At 53.3% G+C, this 12579-nt stretch carries 17 protein-coding genes; 9 read left to right on the forward strand and 8 right to left on the reverse strand.

Going from position 1 to position 12579, the window contains the following annotated elements; translation table 11 throughout:
- The first annotated feature begins 124 nt into the window (after positions 1-124).
- Together IM299_RS21705 and IM299_RS21710 are read left to right on the forward strand one after the other, a co-directional pair.
- The gene (locus tag IM299_RS21705; protein ID WP_193358092.1) at positions 125-472 is read left to right on the forward strand and encodes a DUF1304 domain-containing protein; all 348 of its coding nucleotides are present in this window, start codon (positions 125-127) and stop codon (positions 470-472) included.
- Positions 473-541: 69 nt separating this feature from the next.
- Entirely contained in the window at positions 542-787 is a 246-nt protein-coding gene (locus IM299_RS21710) for a DUF2543 family protein (RefSeq protein WP_048956803.1), read from the forward strand.
- A gap of 1 nt (position 788) precedes the next feature.
- Here the strand turns inward: IM299_RS21710 and IM299_RS21715 are convergent, their stop codons facing one another.
- Positions 789-2288: an EAL domain-containing protein gene (locus IM299_RS21715; protein WP_193358093.1), complete on the reverse strand. Its 1500-nt coding sequence runs from the start codon at positions 2286-2288 to the stop codon at positions 789-791.
- A 172-nt stretch (positions 2289-2460) separates the two neighbouring features.
- Here IM299_RS21715 and IM299_RS21720 point away from each other — a divergent pair, with 172 nt between their 5' ends.
- Both IM299_RS21720 and IM299_RS21725 read left to right on the forward strand, forming a co-directional pair.
- Positions 2461-3945 carry a sensor domain-containing diguanylate cyclase gene (locus tag IM299_RS21720; RefSeq protein ID WP_236300255.1) on the forward strand — a complete coding sequence of 495 codons (1485 nt, stop codon included), beginning with the start codon at positions 2461-2463 and terminating at the stop codon, positions 3943-3945.
- Positions 3946-4223: 278 nt separating this feature from the next.
- Positions 4224-4472 carry a GlsB/YeaQ/YmgE family stress response membrane protein gene (locus IM299_RS21725; protein WP_028012758.1) on the forward strand — a complete coding sequence of 83 codons (249 nt, stop codon included), beginning with the start codon at positions 4224-4226 and terminating at the stop codon, positions 4470-4472.
- Between the two features lie 126 nt (positions 4473-4598).
- Here the strand turns inward: IM299_RS21725 and IM299_RS21730 are convergent, their stop codons facing one another.
- Together IM299_RS21730 and IM299_RS21735 are read right to left on the reverse strand one after the other, a co-directional pair.
- Entirely contained in the window at positions 4599-4697 is a 99-nt protein-coding gene (locus IM299_RS21730) for a YoaK family small membrane protein (RefSeq protein WP_049003319.1), read from the reverse strand.
- Positions 4698-4742: 45 nt separating this feature from the next.
- Complete coding sequence (locus IM299_RS21735; RefSeq protein ID WP_193358094.1) at positions 4743-5762, reverse strand: sensor domain-containing diguanylate cyclase; 1020 nt, start codon at positions 5760-5762, stop codon at positions 4743-4745.
- A 308-nt stretch (positions 5763-6070) separates the two neighbouring features.
- On the opposite strand from IM299_RS21735, the gene IM299_RS21740 reads away from it, so the two are divergent.
- The gene (locus tag IM299_RS21740) at positions 6071-6325 is read left to right on the forward strand and encodes a DUF333 domain-containing protein (RefSeq protein ID WP_041910485.1); all 255 of its coding nucleotides are present in this window, start codon (positions 6071-6073) and stop codon (positions 6323-6325) included.
- A gap of 80 nt (positions 6326-6405) precedes the next feature.
- Positions 6406-6711: a periplasmic protein gene (locus IM299_RS21745; RefSeq protein ID WP_045630116.1), complete on the forward strand. Its 306-nt coding sequence runs from the start codon at positions 6406-6408 to the stop codon at positions 6709-6711.
- Here the strand turns inward: IM299_RS21745 and IM299_RS21750 are convergent, their stop codons facing one another.
- Positions 6712-7056 (reverse strand): DUF488 domain-containing protein, encoded by a 345-nt coding sequence (locus IM299_RS21750; protein ID WP_041910484.1) that lies wholly within the window; start codon positions 7054-7056, stop codon positions 6712-6714. It lies immediately after the preceding gene.
- A gap of 101 nt (positions 7057-7157) precedes the next feature.
- Between IM299_RS21750 and IM299_RS21755 the strand changes: the two genes are divergently transcribed.
- A complete protein-coding gene (locus IM299_RS21755) occupies positions 7158-7865 on the forward strand; it encodes a CTP synthase (protein WP_028012763.1) in 708 nt (235 codons plus the stop codon).
- Between the two features lie 31 nt (positions 7866-7896).
- Here IM299_RS21755 and IM299_RS21760 read toward each other — a convergent pair whose 3' ends face one another.
- Positions 7897-9084 (reverse strand): CynX/NimT family MFS transporter, encoded by a 1188-nt coding sequence (locus IM299_RS21760; protein ID WP_193358095.1) that lies wholly within the window; start codon positions 9082-9084, stop codon positions 7897-7899.
- Positions 9085-9183: 99 nt separating this feature from the next.
- Between IM299_RS21760 and IM299_RS21765 the strand changes: the two genes are divergently transcribed.
- A complete protein-coding gene (locus IM299_RS21765; RefSeq protein WP_045261611.1) occupies positions 9184-9975 on the forward strand; it encodes a helix-turn-helix transcriptional regulator in 792 nt (263 codons plus the stop codon).
- On the opposite strand, the gene IM299_RS21770 is transcribed toward IM299_RS21765, so the two are convergent.
- Positions 9959-10405 (reverse strand): DUF441 domain-containing protein, encoded by a 447-nt coding sequence (locus IM299_RS21770; RefSeq protein WP_008500737.1) that lies wholly within the window; start codon positions 10403-10405, stop codon positions 9959-9961. The genes IM299_RS21765 and IM299_RS21770 overlap by 17 nt on opposite strands.
- A 144-nt stretch (positions 10406-10549) precedes the next feature.
- On the opposite strand from IM299_RS21770, the gene yoaI reads away from it, so the two are divergent.
- Positions 10550-10654 carry a small membrane protein YoaI gene (gene yoaI, locus IM299_RS21775; RefSeq protein WP_088205013.1) on the forward strand — a complete coding sequence of 35 codons (105 nt, stop codon included), beginning with the start codon at positions 10550-10552 and terminating at the stop codon, positions 10652-10654.
- Between the two features lie 5 nt (positions 10655-10659).
- Here the strand turns inward: yoaI and IM299_RS21780 are convergent, their stop codons facing one another.
- Positions 10660-11166 (reverse strand): YbaK/prolyl-tRNA synthetase associated domain-containing protein, encoded by a 507-nt coding sequence (locus tag IM299_RS21780; protein WP_193358096.1) that lies wholly within the window; start codon positions 11164-11166, stop codon positions 10660-10662.
- Positions 11167-11265: 99 nt separating this feature from the next.
- Entirely contained in the window at positions 11266-12549 is a 1284-nt protein-coding gene (locus IM299_RS21785; RefSeq protein ID WP_028012767.1) for a YeaH/YhbH family protein, read from the reverse strand.
- Between the last annotated feature and the right edge of the window lie 30 nt (positions 12550-12579).

Consider the following 12579-nt stretch of genomic DNA (forward strand, 5'->3'; position numbering starts at 1 on the left):
TGCTGAAATGCTCAGAGTTTGGCGACGCGATTATCGCGAACATGTAATCCAGATTCTGGGTTAAACAAGAGCGGGGGCCTGAGGGTTCCCGTTTTTTTTGCCTCTGCCTGCGGGAAATAACACGATGCTCGCTACTATTCTTATCGCTGTCGTTGCATTCATCCATATCTACATTCTTGTGCTGGAAATGTTCCTGTGGAACACCAGAACAGGGCACAAGGCCTTTAATCTGCGTCCCGATTTTGCGCGCGACACTCGCGTGCTGGCCGCGAATCAGGGGCTGTATAATGGTTTTCTGGCTGCGGGTCTGCTCTGGAGCCTCTGGCTTGGTGAAAAGGGTATATCTGTGGCCATCTTCTTCCTGACCTGCGTGTTGATTGCCGGACTCTTTGGCGCAGCGACCGCCAGCCGAAAGATACTGTACGTTCAGGCCATACCTGCTCTTGCAGCCCTGCTTGCCCTGCTTATCTGACGCAACGCGTTGGTTAACCGTACGTCGTCGGATATACTTGTGGCTTCACCCTCAAAGGTTAACGCTGTTATGAATAACGAAATCCCACTGAAGTATTATGACATCGTCGAAGAATACGCGACGGAAGCCACAAAGCCCGTGAGTGAGTCAGAGCAGGACTCGCTGGCGCGTTATTTCCAGCTGCTTCTCACGCGTTTGTCGAATAATGAGGAGATCGATGAGGAAGCTCAGCAGGAGATGGCGCGTGAAGCCGGGGTTCGTGCCGAACGTATTGATGATATTGCGAACTTTCTCAATCAGTGGGGAAACGAGTAACCTACCGCGCGATCCCAGCGAGTCGCTTCGCAAGCTCGCTTCGGGTGACAGATTTTGAGAAATACCATCCCTGAATCAGCGCCTCGGGGTATCTTTCAGCAATAAAGCGATACTGTATTTCGCTCTCCACGCCTTCGAAAACAAGCGTTTTATTCAGTTTTGCGAGGGCGTCGCTAAAGATGACAAAAATGTTCTGCTTGTAATGCTCACTGATGCCATCGACCAGCGACTTGTCGATTTTGATCTCATCATATTCAAGCAGCGAAAGCCTTGCCAGGTTTGAGTTTTGCACCCCGAAGTCATCAATGGATATTCTCACGCCAAGATTTTTTAAATCCTTGCAGAAATCTTCAAGAATATTCCCCGTTGAAATGGCTTTTTCAGAAAGCTCGACTTTGATCAGAGAGAGCGGAATGTTATTAGCTAAACAGCTACGGCGCAAAATGCTGATAAACTGTCCGTCTTCAATTTCCGTTCGGCCAACATTGAGCGAAACAACCAGATGATATTTAATAATAAGTGGCGCGATATCCGAAAGGGATTTTTGCAGAATATTAATATAGTAATTTTTATACAGGCCAATTTTTTTGATTAATGGAATAAACAGTTCCGGGGAGACGTCACCGTATCTTGCGTCACGCCATCTCGACAAGACCTCCACGCCTACAATTTTTTTATCCTCAATCCGAACAATGGGCTGGTAATGAACGCCGATGGTATTAGTGATAACAGCTTTGACCAGCGTCCGCTCAAGGGAGAACCGGTCCTCGTTGAGTCGAAAGAAAAAGAGCGTTATCGCAATCCAGATAAAACATAAAATGACCGCGAGAACGATAAATAGAACGGGAGATAACGAGGCCAGTCCCGCGTTGTGATGCTTCACAATGACGCACAAATCCCACGTGGTGCTGCACCGGGTGAGGGTCAGGGTAAACAAGGAGGAATTCAGTTCGCTCTGTTGGTTTAATTCAGGCGTAGCCGAAAAAAACGTTCTGCTTAAGTCCCTGGTGGTGGTGCTCAGAGAATAGCTCTCCGTAACCGGGGTGAATTTATCGTAAGCATAGCGGGAGGTGAAGATAATGTGATTATTATAGATGGCCGCATTGCCGGTAAAAAAATCCTTTCTCGAAAATTGCGCGAGGAGAAATCCTCTGGGCGTTTCATGGAGCTCTTCAGGAAGCGGGACAGGATTAACGAGTTTACCCCAAAAAGCGGTACAGACTATTTTTCCCTTTTCAATAAAACCGACGTCAGCGACATAGCGGCTTTCGAGCTTGACCTGCCGGTAGCGATCGAGGCTGTCTCTGTCGCATCCCTGTGTGGTCAGGTTTTTGAGCGTCTGCGCCACGCTCTGGGTCAGACTTTCTGAATGCTGTAAAAGGGTTCGGGAAATCTCAAGCTGTTTGCTTTTCTGCTGGCTCCCGATAACTGCATTAACCGCAAAAAGAGACAGGAAGACCAGAAACGCTGAAACGATAGTAACGGCAATGATCTTTTTCATTTTCCAGATACCCTGTCCGCTCCCTCATCTCTCAAATCTTATCACAGGCAGTGCAAGCTACAAGCCTGATAATAACGGCAGCCGTTATGCTTAAGTGCAATTTGTTTTCCTCTTAACCTGAGCTTTGTTACAGTGACAAGAGTTGTCAGCCAGGGATGCCAGGCGTGATAAGGTGGAAAAGCTCGTGCACGTGAAAAATACTTTTTACACAACAACCATTACCGTCATCATTGTCTCATTGATTGTTTCATTGTCGCTTGCCGTCCAGATTGCCACGTCCCGACAGCAGTCAATCCAGCAAATCAATACCAGCGTTGCCAACCTGAGCCATACCCTTAACGTCTACACGGAAGGGATCATTCGCCAAAGTGAAATGTTGATTACCACCGTTTCCGACACAATTGAAATTTATGGTATGACCCCGCAACAGGCGATCAATATTCAGCGAATGATAAGCAATCAGGATAATCTTCTTACTCAGATTAATAATGTGGTTGTCTATGATGCGCATGGGGATATCTTCACTGCATTGCACAAAAATTTTGCGGGCCCCCATAATGGCGCGGACAGAGCATTTTTTGTCTATCACAAGGAAAATAAAAGTCAGCAGATTTATATTGGTGAGCCGGTGATAAGCAGAACCAATGGTAAATGGGTTATTACTCTTAGCCGACGCCTTGAAACCCACACCGGTGCATTTAACGGTGTTGTGGTGGTGACGCTGGGTATCGAAAATTTTCTGGCGCTTTATGGACAAATTAATATTGGTCACGCGGGCGTTATTGGTTTAACGACGCAAGCAGGCGTTTTACTGATTCGTTATCCCTTTAAAAATAACTATATCGGTACGATTTTTTCTGACTCACCTCTCTTCAGAAAATACCTCAAGGTACAAAATACAGGGATAGCCAGCTCTGTCTCCAGGTTTGATAAAATCGAACGCATTTATGCCTATGAGAAAAACAGGCGCTACGGACTGGTTACGACGGTAGCGGTAAGCATTGATGAAGCCCTTTCACCGTGGCGCAAGCAGGCGATTCAGCTTGCCGCACTTATTTTGGTGTTTACCGCGACGCTCATCGTGGCGTCCTGTTTCCTCTATTCCGACTTATCCAGAAAAGCACGGGATAACAAAGCGCTAAAGATTATTGCCTCGGAGGATGCGCTGACAGGGCTTTATAACAGGCGCATCTTTGATGAAAAAATCCTCTCGGAAATTGCGGCGTGTGCGGCAAAGGACGCGCCGGTTTCGCTGCTCCTTGTGGATGTGGACTACTTCAAAAAGTACAACGATAACTACGGTCATCCGGAAGGGGACAGATGCCTGGCGTTGCTGGGAAACTGCCTCAGGGAAAGTCTCACCCGCGACAACCAGATTGTGGCGCGGTATGGCGGGGAGGAGTTTGCGCTGATTTTGCCTGAAACGGATATCCAGGAGGCGCTCCGCCTTGCGCAGACGATTATTCGCTATGTTTTCTCTCAGCAAATTGAACACGCGTTTAGCCCCTTCGGGCGGGTCACGGTAAGCGTAGGGGTCTCCAGTGCGCGTGCTGTCAACATCGCGGGTAGCCAGCAGAATATTATTAATGCTGCCGACCAGGCGCTCTATCAGGCAAAACGCGGCGGGCGCAACCGGCACGCTTTCGTTGGGGCTTGATCAAAAAAAAGCCCACTCATGAGTGGGCAAGAAATACTGGAAGCAATGTGAGCAATGTCGTACTGAATACCTGAGTGTTTTTCTCAACTATTCAGTGTTGAGAAAGATAATCTTTCTCAATAAAAGATGCAACCCCACAGTTCTTGTGGAAGGGCATGTTGATGAAGAAATGCGCAGACTCTCTCTGTGAGGCTTATCACAAATTTCCTTTCTCAGATCCTGTGCTATCCTTTTTGTGTCGTTGATTTAATGACAAAAACCATACAGAGAGGAAAGTTATGGGAATTTTATCCTGGATTATCTTTGGGCTTATTGCGGGTATTCTGGCGAAGTGGATCATGCCGGGCAAAGATGGCGGTGGGTTTATCGTCACCATAATACTGGGTATTGTCGGCGCGGTAGTCGGCGGTTGGATCAGTACGCTGTTCGGTTTTGGTAAAGTCGATGGCTTTAACTTCGGCAGTTTCGCGGTCGCGGTGATCGGCGCGCTGGTTGTGCTGTTTATCTACAGAAAGATCAAAAGCTAATACTGAAGCGTTAAAAAGGCTGCCATATGGCGGCCTTTTTACGTAACGGGTTTACCACCAGCCAAACTGCGTGCCGGCAAACGCCACGACGGCAACGATCAACATTATAAGGGTGGTTTTTCTCATTTATGCCCCCGGAGCAGCGTAACCACCGACAAAAAACCACGTCAGAAATACCACCGCCGTTATAAAAATAACGACCGGGAAGAGGATCCCTATTCTCATATCATCACCTGTTTCGGTTTTTATAACGCCGTAGAGTGTACGGGGTTAATCCATCGCGAGAAAGTCTGTTTTGCTTTTTCCTTTTTTATCCTGATACATCGCGATATCCGCGGCACGTAACGCACTGTCCGGATCGGTTACGCCGGGATCCACTTCGATAACGCCGAGGCTGGCGCCAGGATAAATGATGCTGATGCTACCCAGCCAGTATTCCCCCGCAATTCGGGCGCTGAGGCGCGTTCTGAGAAGGTGGATTTGCTCCTCATTCTCGACGTTGCTCAGAGTGGCCACCAGAAACTCATCGCCGCCCAGCCGGCCGATGATATCGTCCTGCTGTTTTTCTGCGGTCAAACGCTTGCCCACTTCAATCAGGAACTGGTCGCCTGCTTCATGCCCGTATCGATCGTTAATCAGTTTAAAATCATCCAGATCGATAAAGGCAATGATGGCGTTACGTTTCAGATGCCGCGCCAGCGAAAACAGGGTGGTCAGATCCTCAAAAATGGCGCGACGGTTGGGTAACCCTGTAAGGGCATCTGTGTAGGAGTGGGCGATAAGCGCCGCGTTGGCTTCACGGAGCTGGGTCACCAGAGACTCTTTCTGAATGTACTGACTAATCAACCCGGCGAAGAGTTTTAGCATCTGCTCGCCGCGCGCGCTGAGCGGTTTTTTTGCCGTGCTGGTGGCGCAGAGCGTACCGTAAAGCGAGCCATCGGCAAGATGAACGGGGATGCTCATGTAAGTGGTAATGCCGAGTGCTTTCGCCGCTTCACACTCCGGCCAGCGCTCGGGGACATCGTTACTGAATAATGTGTCGCTATCCAGCGCGCGCTTACACAGCGTTTCATCCCATGGCACGCTTAACCCTTCCGGGATAGTCATCTGCTTGCTGTTTCGGGCATAGAGGATATGCTGCAGCCGGGCTGTTATATCCACCTTCGTCAGATACGTCGACTCCATGTCGGTGACGATTTCCAGCATCTCCAGCAGCTGACGAACGAGGCTTTCAAGGGATTGCTCGGTGGCAAGGGTTTCTGAAACGCGAGCGAGGATAAGATCCGACATGACGTAGAATGACTCCCGGGCAGAAGACGTCTGCATCTGCATGTTATGCTGAATTTTTAGGCTTCCGGCATAGTAAAACATGAATATAGAAAATTTAATATATGCAGAGGTAGGCAGCAGGCGGGAAAAAAAGCCCCGTTGTTGAGAACGGGGCAAAGACATCTTGATTACGGAATGATGTTCTCTGGTCAAAGTGAGAACATGCCAGACTGTAGCGTTGAAAAGTGCAGTTAGAATGGAGAAATCATGGAGAAAGCGGCGACAAGCCGTTACCCTTAGCCAATGATGATGTCAAAAGGATCAACAAGATGAGATTTCTGCTAATGGCGCTGGCGCTTCCCCTGGTTGCCTGCACCGCAAAAACAACCCCACCCGACGCCCCGAAACCGCCGCACGCCGTGGGCATGGCGAACCCGGCTTCCGTTTACTGCCTGGAAAAGGGCGGGGAACAGGTCCCAATTCAAAGCCCGCAGGGAGTCCGCACCGAGTGCAAGCTGCCCGGTGGCGAAGTGATCGACGAATGGACGCTCTATCGTCGCGATCATCCGCAACCTGCCAGGTGACAGAGGGACAGTAGCTGCGATACACTTCTCTTTAGGATTATTCTTAGCCAATTTCTGGCTACCGTTACCGCGAGAGAAGTATGTTTCAGCTTAAACCGGGCAGCGTGGCGATGATCGTCGGTGCCCGCACGGCGTCAGGCCGTCGCAATATTGGTAAATCTGTGGAGCTATTTGGTCTCTGCCAGCCCGGCCAGCGTTTCGTTAACCCGGTCAACGGCGTGATGACGCAGTTACCCGCAAGCGCGGACCGCGCGCTCTGGCTGGTGACGGGAGACGTCTACGCCTTTGACAATCAGCACGGCTTTGCGTTTGTTCGCGCCGAACACCTGATGCCGCTCACCCCGGACGAAGCCCCGCAAATTCAGGATGAGCTAACGGTCAGCTGATCACAGATGGCGCAGCCAGTCGGCTAAGACCAGAGCGTGATTCTGCTTCGTGTCCTTCGCGCCGTAGAGCAGGGTTACGGTCTGCTTTTTCGCCAGCGCCGCCAGACGCTCTCCTTCGTCCTTATGCTGCGCCAGCTCTTCCTTGTAGGCTTTAGTGAAGGCCGCGAAATCAATCGCTTCGCTATGAAAGTCCTTGCGTAACGCGCTGGACGGTGTGAGCGTTTTACACCATTCGTCATACGCGAGGTCCGTTTTTTTCACCCCGCGGGGCCAGAGCCTGTCCACCAGAACCCGATAGCCATCGCCCGGGCTCGCCTGTTCATAGACGCGTTTGCACTGAATCATAATTCCACCCTCCCAATTTAAGGTATTGTGATAATTGTAGAAGATCGGTAGTCTGAGGTTCCTTATGTTATCTGATAATACTCTGGCATAAGGAACCTTTCATGGAACATCTCCCGGTTAAAACGACGCTGCGCATTGCGCTGGTTGGCGATTACAATCCTGATGTTATTGCACACAAGGCGATCCCGCTGGCCATTGACGACGCCGCCGCGGTCCTTGACCTCACCGCCGATTACGACTGGCTTGCCACCACGGAATTAACCAGTTCTGAGGATCTGGTGGGCTACGATGCCATCTGGCTGGTTCCCGCAAGCCCCTATAAAAATACCGAGGCGGCCTTTATTGCCGCACGCTACGCGCGTGAAAACAGCATTCCGTTCCTGGGCACCTGCGGTGGGTTCCAGCATGCGTTAATTGAGTATGCCCGTAACGTGCTGGGCTGGAGCGACGCGGCACATGCTGAGACGGATACCGAAGGCACGATGGTGATTGCGCCGCTGACCTGCTCGCTGGTGGAGAAAACCGATGCCATTGAGCTGCGCAATAATACGCTGATCGCGAAGGCTTACGGAAAGCCGGAAATCGTAGAGGGTTATCACTGTAACTATGGCGTATCGGCGGCGTTTGCTCAGGAACTGGAGAGCGGTGATATGCGCGTGACGGGCTGGGACGAGCAGGGGGAAATCCGCGCTGCGGAGCTGGTGACCCATCCGTTCTTTGTGATCACCTTATTCCAGCACGAGCGTGCTGCGCTGGAAGGGCGTCCGGTGGTGCTGGTGCAGGCAATGCTGCGCGCGGCGCGCGGGTAAAAAAGGCAGACCCGATGGTCTGCCACCGTGTTTATCGGGGCGCGATTTCCCGGTCACGCCCGGCAAGTACGCCGCAGATGGCCATGACGACAGCGGCCAGCGCGCAGGCGAGAAGCGGGATCCGCCAGTCTCCAGCCGAATCGTGAATTTTACCCATCAGCGGCGGACCGCAGGCTGCGAGCAGATAACCAATAGACTGTGCCATACCGGACAATGCTGCCGCCTGGTGTGCGGAGCTGGCGCGCAGGCCGATGAACGTCAGGCCGAGGATCATCGTTGCCCCGGTACCAAAGCCAAACACCAGCGTCCACATCACCGCCATCTCAGGCATAAACCACAACCCCGCCGCGCTAACCGCGCACATCAGCCCAACCGCTCCGGCGATGGTTCGCTGATCCTTCATACGCTGCAGGACGAGAGGAACGGCAAGCCCCGGCACGGCCGTGGCAAGCTGTAAAAGGCCGTGCACCGAGCCGGCCTGCGCTTTGCTAAAGCCATGGCTGAGTAATATGGCCGGCAGCCAGCCGATGATGACGTAATAAATTAGCGAGTTAATCCCCAGAAAGAGCGTCACCTGCCAGGCGAGTGCCGAGCGCCAGATCGCGCGGTTATGCAGCGCGCCTGCGCCCGTTACCGTTGCGACGTGTTTTTGACGCCACTGCGGCAGCCAGAGCAACAGCGCGATCAGCGGAAACGCCATCAGCATCAGCAGCGCGCCGTGCCAGCCCGCATTACCCTGCGCCAGGGGAACAATCAGCGCCGAGCCTAACGCGGCAGAGACACCCATCGTCAGGGAATAGGCGCCGGTGAGTTTTGCCACCTGACCCGGGAAATCACGCTTAATTAAGCCGGGCAGCAGCACATTCCCCAGAGCGATCCCGCAACCAATCACCGCCGTTCCGATGAAAAGCAGGGTAGCGGAGGGCAGGGAGCGAACCGCAATCCCGATGCAAATCAGCATCAGGGCGATAAACAGGCTGCGCTCCATGCCGATACGCCGGGCAACGCCCGCCGCGAGCGGGGAGACAAGAGCAAAGGCCAGCAGGGGCAGGGTGGTCAGCAGACCGGTTTGCGCCGTGCTTAAGCCATAATCAAGGCGAATGGTATCGAGCAGCGGCGCTGCGCCGGTAAAGGTGACGCGAAGCGTGGTGGCAATCATCAGGATGCCTGCAATTAACAGCGCGCCCTGTTTTCCTGAGGTGCGAAGAGCAGTAGTCATTGTGTTCTCATACGTTCAAGCGAGCGCACACAATACCGATTTTCTCAGCGGTTGAAATCAGGCTAAAATGACAGTTTATCGCTAATATCGGACAACCTGATGATTGGTCTGGGACTGGACGGCTACGATCCTGATAGCCAGCACGATGCGGCCGTCGCGTTTCGCATCCGCGTGGTGACGGAAGAACAATATATTCCGCAGCATCAACACCGTAAGGGGCAGCTGATTCTGGCCCTTGGCGGCGCGATCACCTGCGAAGTGGAAAATGCGATGCTGATGGTACCGCCCCAGTATGCCGTCTGGATCCCAGGCCAAATGCCGCACAGCAACAGGGCCACGCCGGGGGCACAGCTCTGCTTTTTGTTTATTGAGCCTGGTGCCGCCAGCCTGCCCGACCGCTGCTGCACCCTGAAAATCTCTCCCCTGGTGCGGGAGCTGATTTTATCCCTGGCGGAAAAACCGCGAGAACAGCTGCATCTTGCGGCCACATCGCGTCTGGTGGACGTCCTGTTTGACGAGTTGCCGCTCCAGCGCCAGGAGCATCTGCAGCTGCCCGTCTCTCCCCATCCTAAAATCCGGCTGATGAGCGAGAAGATGGCGGAAGAGCCCGCCGCCTGGCAGACGCTGGCACAGTGGGCGAGTCATTTCGCGATGAGTGAACGCAACCTGGCGCGGCTGGTGGTCAAAGAGACCGGTTTAAGCTTTCGCCGCTGGCGTCACCAGCTTCAGCTGATCGTGGCGTTACAGCATTTGATTAGCGGGAAATCGGTGCAGCAGGTGGCACAGTCTCTGGGCTATGACTCTACCACCGCGTTTATCACCATGTTCAAAAAGGGGCTGGGCCAGACGCCGGCGCGTTACATGGCCAGCCTGACTATGACTTCCCGATAAACAGGGAAACCAGCCCTGCCGCAATCAGCGGGCCTACCGGCACGCCGCGGAAGAGCGCCACGCCGAGTACCGTGCCCACCAGCAGGCCCGCCACCAGCGAGGGCTGGCTGCTCATCAGCGTAACGCCGCGTCCGCCCAGCCACGAAACAAAAATCCCCACCGCGATCGCCACCAGTGATTTCCAGTTCACAAACGAGTGCAGCAGCGTTGAGGCGGGAAGGGTGCCGCTGGCGATGGGAGCCATCACCCCGATGGTTAAAATGATGATCCCGATGGTGAGGCCTTGTTTTTCTATCCACGGGAAAAAGGTATTTAACGGGGTCACGCGCACAATAATCAGTACCAGAATCGAGATGGCAACGGTGGTGTTATGGCTGATAAAGCCGAGCGCGGCGAGCGCCAGAAGAATGAGCAGAGTCGGGTCAAACATGGGGGATCCTTGCCAGAATAATTATCCTGCTTACTTTACGCGCAAACGCGGCGGAGGACAGCGTTAAAAAGATTTTATCGCTGTCATTACCTTGTCATTTACGCGGATTAAAACGAAGGCAGGTATCGCAAAGGGATCGCCATCATGAACGATCACATGTTTGTTGAAACGCTCATTATCTCCTCATCGTTTTTCGCTATTGCCGTGATTCTCGTCGCCTCCGTGCTGTTTCTGGAAAGAAGAGGCTAGCGCCGTCACGACGACGCCTTATGGAAGTTTACAAGCTCAGGACGGGCGATGCGCAGGTAATCCTGGGTGTCCATGATCACGGATTTCTCCAGTAAACCGGCGTTAAAGGCAATTTCGTCGAAACGCTCGAATAGCAGCGGGTCGGCCACCAGCGCCAAATCAGGATGGAAGCTGAAGGGCGGGATCGCGCCAAAAACGCAGGCGGTAAGGGTATCGACCTCGGCCGGGCTGGCGAGGGAGGCTTTAAGCCCGCCAAAATGGCAGGCAAGCTGGCTCAGATCGGCCTGCAGGTCGGCGGCCAGAATCGCCAGTACGTGTTTTTTAACGCCGTTGCCCTTCACCTTGCAGACCAGGGCTTTTGCCCCCTGGCGCAGATCGGTCCCGCGAATTTCACTCACCGCTTCGCATTTCCCCACCGCCTCGTGCTCCATGACGCGAAAACGCGCGCCCTGCTCGGTGAGTAAGGTAATCAGCTGATGGTGGGTACTTGTCCCCATAACGTCGTCAGTCATCACAATTTTCCCGGTGATAATCCAGTATGCAGCTTGCTACATTAGCACGGGATAAACGGGGTCGAAAGAAAACAGCCAGCGGATTCGCTGGCTGTTGGGTTATGCGTTGCTGGTCGCAGATTGCTTGTGGAACAGCTCCCTGAACACAGGATAAATATCATCCTGATCGCGGATATGCTGCATGGCAAAGTTATCGAACATGGACTGCAGATGTTCATATTCCCGCCACAGGGTCTGGTGGGCGCGACGGGTGATTTCGATATAGCTGTAGTAACGCACCACCGGCAGAATTTTCTTCGCCAGGATCTCGTGACACAGCGGTGAGTCGTCGGCCCAGTTGTCGCCATCCGACGCCTGCGCGGCATAAATGTTCCACTGCGCCGGGTCGTAACGCTCTTTCACTACTTCATCCATTAGCTTCAGGGCGCTTGATACGATGGTCCCCCCCGTCTCCTGGGAGTAGAAGAACTCATGTTCATCCACCTCCTTCGCCTGGGTGTGATGGCGGATATAGACCACTTCCACGTTCTTATAGGTTCTGCTCAGGAACAGATAGAGCAGGATGTAAAAACGCTTCGCCATATCCTTGGTGGCCTGGTCCATCGAGCCGGAGACGTCCATCAGACAGAACATGACCGCCTGGCTGGAGGGTTCAGGACGTTTTTCGTAGTTCTTGTAGCGCAGGTCGAAGGTATCGATAAACGGCACGCGGTCGATCTTCGCTCTTAGCTCGGCAATCTCTTTACGCAGGCGCTCCTCTTCCAGCAGCTGCGCCGGCTCCGTGTTTTCCACGACCTTCAGGCTGCTCTCCAGCTCGCGCAGTTCGCGACGTTTGCCTGCCGTCATGGCCGTGCGACGCGCCAGAGAATTCTGCAACGAACGCACAACGCTGATATTGGCGGGCACGCCGTTAGCGGTATAGCCCGCGCGATGGGTTTTATACTCGTTAAGCTGACGATGCTGATTCTTTTTCAGGTTCGGCAGCGCAAGGTCCTCAAACAGCAGGTCGAGATATTCATCTTTCGAAATCTGGAAAACGAACTCATCCTGGCCTTCACCGTCCTGGCTGGCCTGCCCCTGACCGCTTCCTGAACCACCGCCGCCGCCCTGAGGGCGCTCAATTCTGTCGTTCTGAACGAAGTGGTCGTTACCTGGATGAACGCGATGGCGCAGGCCGCCGCGCCCCTGATGAAACATCGGTTCGCTGATGTCATCGGTAGGGATGGAGACAGACTCGCCGCTGTCGACGTCGGTCACCGAGCGTTTGTTGATGGCCTCGGAGATCGACTGTTTAATTTGCGCTTTATAACGGCGCAAGAAGCGCTGGCGGTTCACCGTGCTCTTGTTTTTGCCGTTAAGACGCCGGTCAATAAACCAGGTCATATACCCCCCGTACTGCATTTGCCAACTTGC

The sequence above is a fragment of the Enterobacter cloacae complex sp. P47BA genome (assembly GCF_014930485.1).
GTDB classification, from domain to species: domain Bacteria; phylum Pseudomonadota; class Gammaproteobacteria; order Enterobacterales; family Enterobacteriaceae; genus Enterobacter; species Enterobacter bugandensis.